The organism is Enterobacter sp. MGH 38, assembly GCF_000492855.1.
Lineage (GTDB): Bacteria > Pseudomonadota > Gammaproteobacteria > Enterobacterales > Enterobacteriaceae > Enterobacter > Enterobacter hormaechei_C.
Genome location: NZ_KI535608.1, coordinates 1507533 through 1521482, shown reverse-complemented (window position 1 = coordinate 1521482; position 13950 = coordinate 1507533). Strand labels below are relative to the sequence as shown.

General features: G+C 52.9%; 15 protein-coding genes. 10 read left to right on the top strand and 5 right to left on the bottom strand.

Annotation, left to right across the window (positions count from 1 at the left end):
• Nucleotides 1–20: 20 nt before the first annotated feature.
• The 10 genes from tssF (at nucleotide 21) to dbpA (ending at nucleotide 10038) form a co-directional block, all read left to right on the top strand.
• A complete protein-coding gene (gene tssF / locus L384_RS04235; protein WP_023324761.1) occupies nucleotides 21–1775 on the top strand; it encodes a type VI secretion system baseplate subunit TssF in 1755 nt (584 codons plus the stop codon).
• Complete coding sequence (gene tssG, locus L384_RS04240; protein ID WP_023324760.1) at nucleotides 1739–2824, top strand: type VI secretion system baseplate subunit TssG; 1086 nt, start codon at nucleotides 1739–1741, stop codon at nucleotides 2822–2824. Before tssF ends, tssG begins: the two co-directional genes overlap by 37 nt.
• Nucleotides 2802–3347 (top strand): type VI secretion system lipoprotein TssJ, encoded by a 546-nt coding sequence (gene tssJ, locus L384_RS04245; protein ID WP_023324759.1) that lies wholly within the window; start codon nucleotides 2802–2804, stop codon nucleotides 3345–3347. The genes tssG and tssJ overlap by 23 nt, the downstream gene beginning before the upstream one ends.
• Entirely contained in the window at nucleotides 3347–3802 is a 456-nt protein-coding gene (gene tssE / locus L384_RS04250) for a type VI secretion system baseplate subunit TssE (protein WP_023324758.1), read from the top strand. The genes tssJ and tssE overlap by 1 nt, the downstream gene beginning before the upstream one ends.
• Before the next feature lie 23 nt (nucleotides 3803–3825).
• The gene (locus tag L384_RS04255; RefSeq protein ID WP_023324757.1) at nucleotides 3826–5142 is read left to right on the top strand and encodes a VasL domain-containing protein; all 1317 of its coding nucleotides are present in this window, start codon (nucleotides 3826–3828) and stop codon (nucleotides 5140–5142) included.
• Nucleotides 5143–5170: 28 nt separating this feature from the next.
• Nucleotides 5171–5659: a hypothetical protein gene (locus tag L384_RS04260; protein WP_023314232.1), complete on the top strand. Its 489-nt coding sequence runs from the start codon at nucleotides 5171–5173 to the stop codon at nucleotides 5657–5659.
• A 316-nt stretch (nucleotides 5660–5975) separates the two neighbouring features.
• On the top strand, nucleotides 5976–7106 hold the full coding sequence (locus L384_RS04265; RefSeq protein WP_022651306.1) for a methyl-accepting chemotaxis protein: 1131 nt from the start codon (nucleotides 5976–5978) through the stop codon (nucleotides 7104–7106).
• A 90-nt stretch (nucleotides 7107–7196) separates the two neighbouring features.
• The gene (gene zntB, locus L384_RS04270) at nucleotides 7197–8180 is read left to right on the top strand and encodes a zinc transporter ZntB (RefSeq protein WP_023324756.1); all 984 of its coding nucleotides are present in this window, start codon (nucleotides 7197–7199) and stop codon (nucleotides 8178–8180) included.
• A 280-nt stretch (nucleotides 8181–8460) separates the two neighbouring features.
• On the top strand, nucleotides 8461–8607 hold the full coding sequence (locus tag L384_RS22540) for a proline-rich small protein YnaL (RefSeq protein WP_275427718.1): 147 nt from the start codon (nucleotides 8461–8463) through the stop codon (nucleotides 8605–8607).
• Nucleotides 8608–8664: 57 nt separating this feature from the next.
• A complete protein-coding gene (gene dbpA, locus L384_RS04275) occupies nucleotides 8665–10038 on the top strand; it encodes an ATP-dependent RNA helicase DbpA (protein WP_023324755.1) in 1374 nt (457 codons plus the stop codon).
• A gap of 43 nt (nucleotides 10039–10081) precedes the next feature.
• Here the strand turns inward: dbpA and ttcA are convergent, their stop codons facing one another.
• The 5 genes from ttcA to L384_RS04295 all read right to left on the bottom strand — a co-directional run bounded on the left by ttcA (nucleotide 10082) and on the right by L384_RS04295 (nucleotide 13950).
• Entirely contained in the window at nucleotides 10082–11017 is a 936-nt protein-coding gene (gene ttcA / locus L384_RS04280; RefSeq protein ID WP_023324754.1) for a tRNA 2-thiocytidine(32) synthetase TtcA, read from the bottom strand.
• A gap of 49 nt (nucleotides 11018–11066) precedes the next feature.
• Nucleotides 11067–12305 carry a site-specific integrase gene (locus L384_RS04285; RefSeq protein ID WP_023324753.1) on the bottom strand — a complete coding sequence of 413 codons (1239 nt, stop codon included), beginning with the start codon at nucleotides 12303–12305 and terminating at the stop codon, nucleotides 11067–11069.
• 1 nt (nucleotide 12306) lies between these two features.
• Nucleotides 12307–12519: an excisionase family protein gene (xisR, locus tag L384_RS22125; protein WP_022651304.1), complete on the bottom strand. Its 213-nt coding sequence runs from the start codon at nucleotides 12517–12519 to the stop codon at nucleotides 12307–12309.
• Nucleotides 12520–12583: 64 nt separating this feature from the next.
• Nucleotides 12584–12826: a DUF4060 family protein gene (locus L384_RS04290; protein WP_020882485.1), complete on the bottom strand. Its 243-nt coding sequence runs from the start codon at nucleotides 12824–12826 to the stop codon at nucleotides 12584–12586.
• Between the two features lie 38 nt (nucleotides 12827–12864).
• On the bottom strand, nucleotides 12865–13950 hold the full coding sequence (locus L384_RS04295; RefSeq protein WP_022651303.1) for a RecT family recombinase: 1086 nt from the start codon (nucleotides 13948–13950) through the stop codon (nucleotides 12865–12867).

The window sequence follows — 13950 nt, the reverse complement described above, 5'->3', positions numbered from 1 at the left end:
ACACACATATTCAGGTTCATATGGACGACTTAACCCTGCGTTATTACGACGCTGAAATGCGCTACCTGCTGGAAGCCGGCGAAGAATTTGCCCGCGCTCACCCGGAGCAGGCAGCAATGCTCAATCTCGATAAAGCGGGCGCGCGCGACCCATACGTGGAGCGCCTGTTCGAGGGCTTTGCCTTCCTGATGGGCCGCCTGCGTGAGAAGCTTGATGACGACCTGCCTGAACTGACTGAAGGGCTGGTCAGTCTGCTGTGGCCGCATTACCTGCGCACTATTCCCTCGATGTCGGTGGTGGAGTTCACTCCTGTCTGGCGTGAGATGAAAGAACCGATGCGTATTGCCAGAGGTTTCGAGGTCAATTCGCGGCCGATCGGTGAAAAAGGCACGCGTTGTCGCTACACCACAACTAAAGAAATAACCCTTCAGCCACTGGCGTTGGAGCATGCCCGCCTGTCGACTGATCCTGACGGGCGCTCTGTCATCAGCCTGCGCTTCAGTTGTAGCCATCTTGCTGACTGGAGCCGTGTCGATCTCAGCCAGATCCCGTTCTATTTCAATGCTGACGCGCCGCTGGCCTGCGCCATGCATGAAGCCTTTACCATGAATACTGCGCGCCTGTGGCTACGCATGCCGGGTGACGCGGACAGAAGGCCGATGGACGGGTATTTCACCGCACTGGGATTTGGTGATGATGACAGACTGTGGCCGAAGGGGGACAGTAGTTTCAGCGGTTACCAGTTGCTGCTGGAGTACTTCACCTTTCGCGAAAAATTCATGTTTACGGGGCTGCGCGGGCTTGACAGCGTGGTCTTTCCGGCTGAGATCCCGTGGTTTGAAATCGACGTGGTGCTGGCGGAACGCTGGGAGCATGACTTCAGCTTTACCGAAAAGCACCTGCGCCTGAATTGTGTGCCGGTCATTAACCTGTTCCCGCTGGAATCCGATCCGCTGACGCTCAATTCTCTGCAAACCGAATACATGCTGCGCCCGATGCGCGTGCAGGATGGCCATACCGAGATATATACCGTGGATTCGGTGATGTCATCGAGCCAGCATACCTACGTGCCGTTTTCGAGCTTCCGTCATAAGGGAGGAATGATGCGTCATGAAGCACCGGAATATTACTACCACACCCGCGTGCGCCGCGGTCCGTCCGGCCTGCATAACACCTGGCTCATCCTTGGCGGCGAAGCATTTGATAATCATACCGTCCCGGAAGACGAAAGCCTGTCGCTGACGCTAACTGGCACCAATGGTCAACTGCCACGACGTGCGCTGCAAAGCACCGTGCTTGATACGGTGATGAAAACCACTTCGGTCAGCATTGCCGTGCGCAACCTGTGTGCGCCGACGCTGCCTTGTTACCCACCGGCGCAGGACCGTTTCCACTGGCGCGTGCTGAGTCACCTTGGCAGCGGATTTCTGTCGATGATGGATAATGCCGACGTGCTGCGCGGTACCCTGGCGCTGTATGAATGGACCGACAGCGAGATGAACCGTCGCCGTCTGGAAGCCATCCTCGAGGTGAAGCACAGTGAAACGGAGCGCTTTGAACAGGGCTACCTGGTCCGTGGCGTGCAGATTGAAGTCACGCTGGACAGCAATGGCTTTGCCGGACGCGGCGACATCTGCTTATTTGGCGAGATGATGAGCCGATTCTTTGCGCTATACACTGACATCTATTTGTTTAACCGCCTGATTATCATTCTGCAACCGACCGGAGAACGCCTGGAATGGGAAGAGAAGCACAACCGCCGCATTCCCGGCTGAGCCCACGGCTGGAAGCCGACCTGCATCGTATTAACTTTTATCGTTTATGCCAGTTGCTGGAGAAGCGTAACCCGGGCAGGCCGCTGATGGGCTCGACCAGTCACCCGGGCGATGACCCGGTACGCTTTGCCCCGCATCCGGGGATGGGATTTCCGGCCAGTGAGCTGAAAGCCGTGGAGTATGATGAGGATGATGACAGCCGGCCACCACTTATCCGCACGACCTTTATGGGAATGTACGGTGTCGACTCACCCCTGCCGATGGCGTATCTCGATGACATCGCTCAGCGTCGGGAAGGGCATGACGCACTACAGGGTTTTCTGGATATTTTCAGCCATCGCATTCTGACGCAGTTTTACCGTATCTGGCGTAAATACTCTTATCCGGCCACCTTTGAACCCGGTGGTACGGACAGCATCTCGCAGTCACTGCTGGGCCTGGTGGGATTGGGTATTCCCGGCACAGCAGACCACATCGCCACACCGGTATCTCGTTTTCTGGCTCTGCTGGGTGTTCTACAGCAACCGGGCAAAACTCAGGAGGGAATGCAGGCGCTGGTGACGTTGCTGGCCCCGGATACCACCGTGAAGGTCAGTCCATACTGCCTGCGGCCGGTGGAAATGGGTCAGCCGCTGGGCTTTTACGGTGATGACGATTTTCTGCTGGACGGCAACACGCCACTGGGTGACGAAGCGATGGATGCGGGTAGCCAACTGCTGGTTGCGCTTACAACGGATAATGAACAGGAGGCACAGGGCTGGAAGCCGGACGGTCTGCTGTATCAGGACTTTCTGGTGATGCTTCGTGTCTGGCTCGGCTGGCGTTTTAAAGCAAAGATCACCCTGACCACACGGACCCGACTGCTGGCCGTTCCGCCGCTTGGCGAAGGCCCTTTCTGGCTCGGGATGAACGGCGTGCTGGGTGCTGATGAGGGGGAACTTAAAGACGATATCCCACCGACCTTTACGACGGAACTGGGCTATTACACTGGCCTGAAGCCGGCAATACCACAACAAGGAAACCGACGTGTTACGTACAAGTTTGATTAAATCCGCAGGCTGGTTGCCTGCACTGCTGGCGTTCAGCCTGACGGGGTGCGGGATGACGCAGGGTATCACCGATGGCACCAAATCGGCATTTCACGCCGTGTTCTACAAAAAAATTAAGATGCTGCACCTGGATTTCACGGCGCGTGAAGCGCTAAACACCGATTCCCGCGAAAGTAACTCACTCTCCGAGCCGGTGGTAGTTCGTGTCTATCAGCTGAAAGACCGTAAAATCTTCGATAAAACGGTTTACCAGCAACTACTGAACGATGGCGAAACTATCCTGAAAACTGACCTGATGGCGACCCGCGATGTGGTCGTAAAACCGGGCGGTGATACAAATCTTGATATGCCAATGGAAGAAGAAACGCAGTTTGTCGCGGTAGTCGGCCTGTTTCGTCACCCGGACCTGGTCAACAATACCTGGAAGCAGGTTCTAAAACGTGAAGATCTCGATCCGGATAAGCCGCGCATTCTGGAGGCCGGGAATAACCACCTGACGTTACAGCCATTGAAGGATGACTGATGCCAAAGGGACATAATGCGCCATCGCTGTATGAAATGCTGAGCGGCAATTTCTCAGGTGGCCTGAGCCTCAACCAGGTCAGCGAACAGAATCAGGTGATTTTATCAGTACTCGATAACATGCAGCGCATCCTCAACTGCCGCGCCGGTACGCTGGCTCACCTGCCGGACTACGGCCTGCCGGATATGACAAAAATCCTCCAGGGAATGCCCGGGACCGCCCACCAGCTGATCACCACACTGTCGGCCGTGTTGCTGAAATATGAGCCGCGCCTGAGCCGGGTTAACGTGGTGATGCAGGAACAGATGCAGCCCGGTGAACTCCGCTACGCCATTGATGCGGAGCTGAAGGGGGTGGGGCTGGTGCGCTACGGCACGGAATTTATGCCCGAGGGCAGGATATTAATCCGTCATCTGAAACAACAGCAATACCTCGATGCACGAGCCGCCATCTAGTTATTACTCAGGTTAAAACAGTTATGACAATAAATTCTGAACGCCAACTTAAAACCGGCGGGGATCCGCGCACGCTTGCGGATTACGCTGCCTTGCGCGACGAAATGAACAAGCTCACCCATCCGGCACGCCCGGATGTTAACTGGCAACACGCGGAAACGCTCTGTCTGTCACTGTTCGAGCATAACGGTGTGGAGCTACAAACGGCCGCCTGGTATACGCTCGCCCGCACGCATCTTGCCGGCCTCTATGGTATGAATGAAGGGCTGGCGCTACTGGCTGCACTGGTCGTCCGTCAGTGGGGTAGCCTCTGGCCACAGCCTGTCCATGCGCGAGTTGAAATCCTCAGTGCACTGAGCAAACGCCTGCAACAGGTGGTGAGAACGCTGACGTTGACGTATGCCGATTTAGGGCAGCTTTATCAGGCTGAGGAGAATCTGAACGCTCTGAGTGACATGTTGCAACGCCTCGAACTTAAGCATGCTGCTCAGCTTGATGCCCTGCGCTCGATGATGCAGAACGCAGCAGTGCGTCTGGAAAACAGCGAAAATACGGGCGTAAGTCTGCCGGGGAACGCGGTGGGGGCCGCGGAACTCCACCTCACAGAACCGACAGAGCGTTGTAAAAGGGTTTATGTGGTTCAGCCCGAGCCGTTGCTGAATAAAGAGCCTCCTGTATCCGTGAAGCAGTGGAAGCCATTTGCTGCGGGTATGTTGTCCATGCTGGTGGCTGCCAGTGTTGTCGCAGTGGGATGGCAGATGATGCATGCGCCAGATTCGGCGCAAATGCAGCTGGCCGCGTCCCTGGCTCCTATACCTGAAGGACTCTCTACAGCACAGTTGCAGGCGCTGCAACAAACGTCACCGCCACCTGAACCGGGGATCAGTAAGACACAGCAGATGTTAGCGCAGCTTTTACACCTGAAACCAGACTGGGCAGTAAGCTACGGCGACCGTCTGGTGCAGCAGGCGCTGACGCTGTGGCCTGAAGAGGCCAAACCCCTGGCGCAGCGGTGGCACAAGCAGATTAGCGTTGCCGGACTTGCAGAGTCAGAGCTGAATGGCTGGCATCAGGGAATGACGCAGTTACAGCAGTTGACGAACAGGCTGAACGCACTGGATGAACAGAAGGGGAGGTATATGACGGTGAGTGAACTGAAATCAGCCGTGTTTGCCATGTCGCAGTCCTTCAGCCATACCGTTCCGCTTGAGGAGCAGCTTCGTCTGCTTTCCATTTTACCTGCCGGGCAACCCCTGTCAGCAGCGCAGCTAAACCAGACCGAACAGCATCTTCAGCAGTTGATTGCCAGCTATGCTCTGCTGAAGCACCAAAAAGAATAATGAGACTGGCGAAAAACACGGAGTTGACATGTCAGCAAGAGAGCGTTTTTTTAAGAAAGTGCAACAGAGTATCGGGGACAAACCGATCTATGTTAATACGGCTGAGGCCGAAGTCAGGGCGTTTTGTGAGCGGATGGAGGATCTTGCGCAGCAAATCATTACATGGTTTGAAGGTTCTGGTATTGAAATATTTTTATCTAAAAAACATATCACCGATTTAAGTACGGTTGGCTACAGCCTTAGTAGCGGTATATGTCGTTATGCTATTACGACGATCATTTTGCAAAATGGGGATCGCAGCGTCACCATTATGCCAGAACAGGTGATCAGGGGGTCGGAGAAGGGGTGTGTGACGATGAGTATTACTGTCCCCGATAGTCTGTCGGGGGCAAGGATATTCCATTTAAGCATGGCGCCTGAAGCAGGCTGGTATATTCGTCGCGGGCATCAAAGTGCAAAAGAGAATATCCTCATGACTGAGGACTGTTTTTTCCAGTCTATCGACTGTCTGGCCTGAACGTCAGCCACCCTAACGGAAGGGGCGTGCAATGACGTAGTTAATATATATTAACTACGTTAACTTATTAAGCACCACTAAACATCGGCACTCTACAGTATCTCTCCTTAAATATATAATTACCGTTATTGAAGGAGTATCAGTAACCAAACGACAAGCCAGATATTTACCGTAACACATGCTTTTTATCCGCCTTAAGTAAAACTGCACATATCAAACTGCAAAACAACAAACCAGCGACGAACGTGAGGACAAATTCGTATGGCAATGCTATAACCCTTAATGCCAACCAAAATATAATGTCCCAGGAAAACGTATGCTAAGAAATATTAGTGTCAGAACGTTCATTGTCTATTTCCTTTTATGTGTATTTTTGGTAAGTGATGGAGTTATAGCGCTATTTTCACGAAATTCTTCGCTTTTTATTGCAGTCATAATTGTACAATTCATCGCCTTATTTTTGCTTTGGGCGTACATGACAAAATATCTTGTGACGCCGATCAATACGGTGAAAAAAAGTATTGAAGAAGTGACGTCAGGCAAACTTGGCGTGTCGATACCTGAATTTGGCAACAACTGTGCGGGACGTCTGATCCCGGGGATTAATAGTCTCTCCAGCAACATTGCAACGCTGGTCCGTGAGATCCGCGCCTCCTCGCAAACCGCGATGACCCTGTCAGATCAACTCTCTTCACGCAGCGCGCAGCTTTCCGTCAAAACAGAACAGCAGTCAGCTTCGCTGGTGCAAACGGCAGCCAGCATGGAAGAGATGGCTGCAAGTACAAAAAATAATGCCGACAATACCCGTTTAGCCAGCGAACAGGCGAATCTCGCGACGTTGCAGGCGCGTAAAGGCGGAGAGTTAATGGGGCAGGTCGCGAACAATATGCAGTCGATTACCGACTGCGCCCAGCAAATGACAGAGATTATCTCGCTGATTGACGGTATCGCTTTTCAGACCAATATTCTGGCGCTTAACGCCGCCGTTGAAGCGGCACGAGCGGGCGACCATGGTAAAGGGTTTTCTGTGGTCGCGGGCGAAGTGAGAAGCCTTGCGCATCGTAGCGCCGAAGCGGCAAAAAATATTAAGTCATTGATTGAAGTTACCAGCCATAACGTGACACAGGGCGTTAACGTGGTCTCTGAAGCCGAAAAAAATATGCATGATATTGTTACCGGTTCGGGCAATGTGAGCAGACTGATGGATGAAATATCCGCCTCAACATCAGAACAGGAAAAAGGTATTTCACAAATTACGCAGGCTTTGTCTGAGCTTGAACGCGTAACGCAGAGCAACGTGTCGATGGTTGAAGAACTCAATGGATCGTCAGATGTGCTGCGCAATCAGGTGATTGAGCTCCAGACACGAACACGTAATTTCCGTCTGGAAAATGAGCTCCAGGCTGACAATGCGTTAAGAAGCCGCGAATGGGCGGTGAATTCCTGAGCGTATTCAGGACGATGCCTCACATAATTATTGCTTAACCCTCGGCGAAAGCTAGACTGACACCGAAAGAGATAAAACGGTGGAGGCGCTGTGGAGAGCATCAAAGGGTCTGAGGTTAACGTACCTGACGCAGTTTTTGCATGGGTGTTTGATGGACGTGGCGGCGCAAGGCCGCTTGAAGATCAGGATCACATCGACAACGAACATCCATGCTGGCTGCACCTCAACTACACGCACCCGGACAGCGCCGAGTGGCTCGCGTCCACGCCGCTATTGCCCAACAACGTTCGGGATGCGCTGGCGGGAGAAAGTCTCAGACCCCGCGTCAGCCGGATGGGTGAGGGGACGTTAATTACGCTGCGTTGTATAAACGGCAGTACGGATGAGCGTCCGGATCAGCTGGTGGCCATGCGTGTTTATATGGATGAACGGATGATTGTTTCCACCCGCCAGCGAAAAGTGCTGGCGCTGGATGACGTCATTAACGATCTGAAAGAGGGCACGGGACCAACGGATTGCGGCAGCTGGCTGGTGGATGTGTGTGATGCGTTGACCGATCATGCCAGCGAATTTATAGAAGAACTTCACGATAAAATCATCGATCTGGAAGATAACTTGCTCGATCAGCAAATCCCCCCACGTGGTTTTCTGGCGTTGCTGCGTAAACAGCTCATCGTGATGCGCCGCTATATGACCCCCCAGCGCGACGTTTATGCGCGACTGGCCAGCGAACGCATGAGCTGGATGAACGACGATCAGCGCCGCAGAATGCAGGATATCGCTGACCGGCTCGGACGTGGTCTGGACGAGATTGACTCATGTATTGCCAGAACGGCAGTCATGGCGGATGAGATAGCCCAGGTAATGCAGGAGTCGTTAGCCAGGAGAACGTACACCATGTCGCTGATGGCGATGGTCTTTTTACCGAGTACCTTCCTGACGGGGTTGTTTGGCGTAAACCTCGGAGGGATCCCCGGCGGTGAATATCACTATGGCTTCACGACATTTTGCGTCATGTTAGTGGTTTTGATTGGCGGTGTTGCGTGGTGGTTGCATCGTAGTAAATGGCTGTAAATTTACGCTTTTCTGTGGCAGAGTCGGCTTCAAAACGACATTTTAATTGAGCGAAGTCAATAAACTCCGACCATGTTAGGTGCAATATTACTACCGCAGGTGAATGCAACGTCAAGCGATGGGCGTTGCGCTCCATATTGTCTTACTTCCTTTTTTTGAATTACTGCATAGCACAATTGATTCGTACGACGCCGACTTCATAGTCGGCTTTTTTTTGCCTCCTGTTTATCTGCGTCTACCCTTTAGGGGTCAGCACCCTAATCTGGAGGAAAAGATGAGTATGCTACTTGCCCTGCAACGCCTGAACACCTGGCAGTCCGATCCGGTGCCCACCGATCCGACGCCGATACCTGACCCTGTCCCACGTCCGCAGCCGATGCCGGATCCACCACCGGATGAAGAGCCGATTAAATTGTCGCATCGTTAGCGCAGATCTGCGAGGATACGCGCCATCTGACTGCAATCATTACCACGAGAGTATATTGTGACCGCTTTTTCCACGCTGAACGTTCTGCCTGAAGCCCAACTGACTAACCTGAATGAGTTGGGCTACCTCACTATGACCCCTGTCCAGGCCGCCGCGCTGCCGGCTATCCTTGAAGGCCGTGACGTGCGCGTGCAGGCGAAAACCGGCAGTGGAAAAACGGCTGCATTCGGGCTAGGCCTGTTACAACACATTGATGCAACCCTGTTTCAGACTCAGTCCCTGATACTCTGCCCGACGCGCGAGCTGGCCGACCAGGTCGCGGGTGAGCTGCGTCGTCTGGCGCGTTTTTTGCCTAACACTAAAATTTTAACGCTCTGCGGCGGGCAACCGTTTGGTGCGCAGCGCGATTCCCTTCAGCACGCGCCGCATATCATTGTGGCAACGCCGGGCCGTCTGCTCGATCACCTGCAAAAAGGCACCGTTTCACTCGATGCACTGCAAACGCTGGTGATGGATGAAGCTGACCGCATGCTGGATATGGGCTTCAGCGATGCGATTGACGAAGTGATCCGCTTTGCGCCAGCCACGCGTCAGACGCTGCTCTTTTCTGCCACCTGGCCTGAGGCGATTGCGGCGATCAGCGGGCGCGTGCAGAAGAACCCGCTGACCATTGAAATCGATACTGTCGATGCGTTGCCGGCGATTGAGCAGCAGTTCTTCGAGACATCGCAGCAGGGCAAAATTCCACTGCTACAAAAATTGCTGAGCCAACACCAGCCAGCGTCCTGCGTGGTGTTCTGTAATACCAAAAAAGACTGTCAGGCGGTGTGCGATGCCCTGAATGATGCCGGGCAGAGCGCATTATCGCTGCATGGTGATCTGGAACAGCGCGATCGCGATCAGACGCTGGTGCGTTTTGCTAACGGCAGCGCTCGCGTGCTGGTTGCAACGGATGTGGCGGCCCGTGGCCTGGATATTAAATCGCTTGAGCTGGTGGTGAATTTCGAACTGGCATGGGATCCGGAAGTGCATGTCCACCGCATCGGGCGTACTGCGCGTGCGGGTAACAGTGGTCTCGCCATCAGCTTCTGCGCACCTGAAGAGGCGCAGCGCGCTAATATTCTTTCGGAAATGCTGCAACTGAAACTCAACTGGGTGAATACCCCAGGTAATATCAGCATCGCTCCGCTGGCGGCGGAAATGGCCACCCTGTGCATCGACGGCGGTAAAAAGGCCAAAATGCGTCCCGGTGACGTTCTGGGGGCGTTAACAGGGGATATCGGTCTCGACGGGGCAGATATTGGCAAGATCACGGTCCACCCTGCGCATGTCTACGTAGCGGTTCGCCAGTCGGTTGCGCATAAGGCCTGGAAACAGTTGCAGGGCGGGAAGATTAAAGGGAAAACCTGCCGCGTTCGACTGCTGAAGTAAGCTTAAAACGCGTCTCAGAAACGATATCTGAGACGCTGCCAGGTTACTTGACTTCTACCACGTTCAGGCGCAGTTCATCGAATTGCGCATCCTCTTCCTTTGGCTGCCAGCCAGCAGGCTGCATCGGGATCTCTTCGCGATCAAACGCCAGATCCCCGCCATTCACCACCTCTGAACCGTGGTTAATCCCTTTGAAATCGAACAGTTCAACGTCGGCGAGGTGCGAAGGCACCACGTTCTGCATGGCGCTGAACATGGTTTCGATGCGGCCCGGATAGCGTTTATCCCAGTCACGCAGCATGTCGCCAATGACCTGACGTTGCAGGTTCGGCTGTGAGCCGCACAGATTGCACGGAATGATAGGGAAGGCTTTGGCCTGAGAGAAACGCTCAATGTCTTTCTCGCGGCAGTAGGCAAGTGGGCGGATCACGATGTGTTTGCCGTCGTCGCTCATCAGCTTCGGTGGCATTCCCTTCATTTTGCCGCCGTAGAACATATTCAGAAACAGCGTTTGCAGAATGTCGTCCCGGTGATGGCCAAGCGCAATCTTGGTGGCACCCAGTTCGGTTGCGGTCCGGTACAGAATGCCGCGACGCAAACGTGAGCAGAGCGAGCAGGTCGTTTTGCCCTCTGGGATCTTCTCTTTAACAATGCCGTAGGTATTCTCTTCTACGATTTTGTACTCAACGCCCAGGTTCTCAAGGTACTCCGGCAGGATATGCTCCGGGAAGCCAGGTTGTTTCTGATCGAGGTTAACCGCGACCAGGGAAAAGTTCACCGGTGCGCTTTGCTGTAGATTACGCAGGATCTCCAGCATGGTGTAACTGTCTTTACCGCCCGACAGGCAGACCATGATGCGATCGCCTTCTTCAATCATGTTGAAGTCTGCAATGGCTTCGCCCACGTTACGGCGCAGTCGCTTTTGCAGTTTATTCAGGTTGTATTGCTCTTTCTTTGTATTTGATTGATTTTCTTGCATTTATTACTACCTTCGGAGCCAATAGGGGCATAATAGGGGCAAAAATTCTTCAGCGTGCGAGCTTGTCGTTAAGCATCAGCACCTGTTCGCCATTCATTTCTTCAATCCACGCACCGTAGACTTCATAAACCATTTGCGCGTTTTCATGCCCCATCTGGCTGGCTATGAAAGACGGATTAGCGCCGGCAGATAAAAGCCAGCAGGCAAAAGTATGCCGCGTATGGTACGGATTCCGGCGGCGAATACCAGCACGTTTTACAGCTGCGTTAAATCTGGAGCCGATACTCGATAAAGAGTAGTAGGCCTTCTGTATGCCCTTGCGCATCCTGGGCATGAAAACAAACCGCAGGTTCTGATATTCCATCGCACCATACTCTCGGTGATGAAACACAATCTCGGTTTTGGGCTGTAACGAAGTCAGCTTACGCTGTGCCTTCAAGGCCTCTAGTGCTGGCTCTAAAAGCGTGATAACGCGATCACCTGCATCGGTTTTTGGTGGGACGAACATTCCTAGCGCATTAAGGTTGCGCTGTATATGAGCCGTACCTTTTTCCCAGTCGATATCTTCCCAGGCAAGAGCTGCAAGCTCTCCATGACGGACACCAGTATAAACTGCGAACGTCCACATATTGAGGCTTTGGCCACGCTCGGATGCCGCAAGCAAACTAAACTCCTGCTTCGTTAAAGGATCCGGTTTTAATTTCCCTTTGTGTAGTTTCTTGATCCCTTCAAAGGGTTTGCCACTGATAAAGCCAGACTTGTGTGCAAACCGAAGAAGGGAGCACAGAAGCGATATATAGTTGTTCACGGTACGCACAGTGCGTCCCTGTTTGTTACTTCTGGGATTTGCCAGGTAAAGTGTCTCACCGTTCAACAGCTCCTTTCTGTATTTCAGAATGTCGCTGTGGCGTATAGTTGAAACAGGCGTATCTCCGTTAATGATGTGCATTAACGTACCGAGTTGTGAGCGAGTCTTACGCATGGTATTCGCGCTAATTTCGGTTTCTTTAATGCTCGTCCACAGCTCACACAGCTCTGAAAAGGTTTGAACTGAAACAGTGGTTACGGTTTTTTTTGCTCTGGACGATGAAGGAAAGCGCTGATGGTAATCAAACTCTCCAAGGTTGATCTCACTAACGATCACAGCCCGAAGATTCCCGGCTTTTTTGATGTTCGCCGGGGTGTTAATCCAACCTTTGAGAATTTCGCGGCAACGCTTTCCCCGGTACATAAACCAGATACAAATCTTATTGTTTCTGATTTCGACACCTGTAGGCAAAGCTGCCATCTTACGCATCCCTTATTAACTGATTAATTCTCGGATAGTTATACCAGGTTGTGCCACGCAAGGTTTTTTCCCCAGAAGGCGATATCCGTTTAAAATGGACACCTTCTACCCAGCAGCCCTGGCGATACTTCTCAATCTGTCGTTGGGTCAGGCCTGTTTTTTCTGTGAGCCTGGCGCCAACAACCCATTCTTCGTTAAAAATTACCTGCGACATGGTTCACCTCAGGTAACCGGCATGAGTATAGATATGCCGGTCTTCAGTCGTTGATATTTCAGTTTCAGTTTGCCTGGCCGGGCAGGGAACGCAGTCGGCGCATGCCGGTCATTGCTGTGGCCACGTAGCTTGCCTTGCAGTTCACTACCTCGACCCAGACCTTCACGCCTTCCACTCTCACCGTATAGGTCTCTTTCATCTTGCTGCGCCCATAGTCACCATATCTTTGCTGGTGGGCTGCGAGCGCGATTTCACATGCCTGGCGAGCTAAAGGGGATTGCTTACTGCCTCGATTAATCAGTCGCATTTCTTCTCCTTGAGGGAGGGTTTCTCCTCCCGATCTCGTTAGTCCACGTATTCCGGTTTCATATCCGCCAGGGTGATGCTGAACTGATCGTGTAGTTCCTCTCCTAAATGGCGTTTCACAGATGCCAACACGCGTTCAGCTTCGCCAAAGCGTTCTGCCGCACCGGGTTCATCTGGAGATGGTAGGGAGTTGATTGCCGCTTCCACCTTGTTACGAGCATCAACCAGGTAATAACGCTTCACAGCTTTGTTCTTCAGTTCAGTGAACAGGGCAGAACCCAGCGTTACTTTCACGGTTTCAATATCTGCGCGCAGAGCTTTAGCGCTATCCACATCCTGAGCCGCCTCGATCCGGTCACGGAAATCATCAGCAAGTGCATCGATATTTTGAGCTGATTCCTGAGCCGTTTGAGTCATAGTGACGTTGTCACCTGAAATGTCTGCAAGGCTTACGTGCTGCGCCGGTGCTGGGTTTACCTCTCGTTCTTCACGGCGATCATCCAGTTCATCCGGGGTATAAACACCCAGAATCACATCCGGGCAGAACAGTCTCGCCCAGCGTTTGACAGCCAAATATGCCAACTGCTGGCGTGGGTCGTCAGCCCACAGGGTAGAGTTTCGGGTTCGGGCCTGAGCCAGCAGTAAATCAAGTTCTCTCGGCTGATCTTCACCTTTCAGAGTTGCGCGGATAATGATGCCGATCCCGGCTTCGTCAGCCAGGGTCCAGCCCGGGACGCGGTACTCGCCTTTATCGCCTTTACGGATGTGGAATTTTCCTACAACCTTTTCCCATGGACCGTACCACTCATAATCAAAACGACTGGCAAGCACGCCGCTGCGTGAAATGACGGCATTAACCAGTTGAGCTTCATACCCGAGCACACCGTTAATCAGGTGCGTCTTCTGCGCCACGGCAAAGGGATTCATCTGCCACTGTGCCGCTTGCATTGCTACCGCCATGCAGTCGGCCTGATTACCCTGTAAGTGTTTAGGAACAGTCGCGGTGCCTTGCGCCATGATCTGCGCGAACGTGCTGATGGCGTTCAGATACTGGGAATCGAACAAAGCCACGTTGGAATTAATAACGGTGTTCTGGTCAGCAACGGAAACGTTTGTGTTATGCAT

Bases quoted from the DNA above. Each gene is read 5' to 3' on its own strand.
- tssF (WP_023324761.1), top strand. From the start codon at position 21: ATGGACGACTTAACCCTGCGTTATTACGACGCTGAAATGCGCTACCTG.
- tssG (WP_023324760.1), top strand. From the start codon at position 1,739: ATGGGAAGAGAAGCACAACCGCCGCATTCCCGGCTGAGCCCACGGCTG.
- tssE (WP_023324758.1), top strand. From the start codon at position 3,347: ATGCCAAAGGGACATAATGCGCCATCGCTGTATGAAATGCTGAGCGGC.
- L384_RS04255 (WP_023324757.1), top strand. From the start codon at position 3,826: ATGACAATAAATTCTGAACGCCAACTTAAAACCGGCGGGGATCCGCGC.
- L384_RS04260 (WP_023314232.1), top strand. From the start codon at position 5,171: ATGTCAGCAAGAGAGCGTTTTTTTAAGAAAGTGCAACAGAGTATCGGG.
- L384_RS04265 (WP_022651306.1), top strand. From the start codon at position 5,976: ATGCTAAGAAATATTAGTGTCAGAACGTTCATTGTCTATTTCCTTTTA.
- L384_RS22540 (WP_275427718.1), top strand. From the start codon at position 8,461: ATGCTACTTGCCCTGCAACGCCTGAACACCTGGCAGTCCGATCCGGTG.
- ttcA (WP_023324754.1), bottom strand. From the start codon at position 11,017: ATGCAAGAAAATCAATCAAATACAAAGAAAGAGCAATACAACCTGAAT.
- L384_RS04285 (WP_023324753.1), bottom strand. From the start codon at position 12,305: ATGGCAGCTTTGCCTACAGGTGTCGAAATCAGAAACAATAAGATTTGT.
- xisR (WP_022651304.1), bottom strand. From the start codon at position 12,519: ATGTCGCAGGTAATTTTTAACGAAGAATGGGTTGTTGGCGCCAGGCTC.
- L384_RS04290 (WP_020882485.1), bottom strand. From the start codon at position 12,826: ATGCGACTGATTAATCGAGGCAGTAAGCAATCCCCTTTAGCTCGCCAG.
- L384_RS04295 (WP_022651303.1), bottom strand. From the start codon at position 13,950: ATGCATAACACAAACGTTTCCGTTGCTGACCAGAACACCGTTATTAAT.